Annotated in this window: 1 protein-coding gene; it reads left to right on the plus strand. The window is 75.5% G+C overall.

Annotation, left to right across the window (positions count from 1 at the left end; genetic code table 11):
- Positions 1–331 (plus strand): Asd/ArgC dimerization domain-containing protein (locus ACLQ29_RS35485; RefSeq protein WP_425775717.1); only part of this gene is annotated, 331 nt, incomplete at both ends.

Raw genomic sequence — 331 nt, forward strand, 5'->3', positions numbered from 1 at the left:
GTACCAGGCGGCCTCCGGGGCGGGCCGGGCCGGCGTGGACGCGCTGCACCTGCAACTCGGCAAGGTCGCCGGGGACCGGGCGCTCGGCTCCCGACCGGGCGACGTGCGGCAGGCCGTCGGCGACGAGCTGGGGCCGTTCCCCGCCCCGCTGGCGCTCAACGTGGTGCCGTGGGCCGGCTCGCTGGCCGACGACGGGTGGTCGTCGGAGGAGATGAAGCTGCGCAACGAGTCGCGCAAGATCCTCGGGCTGCCCGACCTGAAGGTCTCCGCGACCTGCGTACGGGTGCCGGTGGTGACCGGCCACTCGGTCGCCGTGCACGCCGTCTTCGCC

The sequence above is a fragment of the Micromonospora sp. DT228 genome, assembly GCF_049841595.1.
GTDB lineage: Bacteria > Actinomycetota > Actinomycetes > Mycobacteriales > Micromonosporaceae > Micromonospora.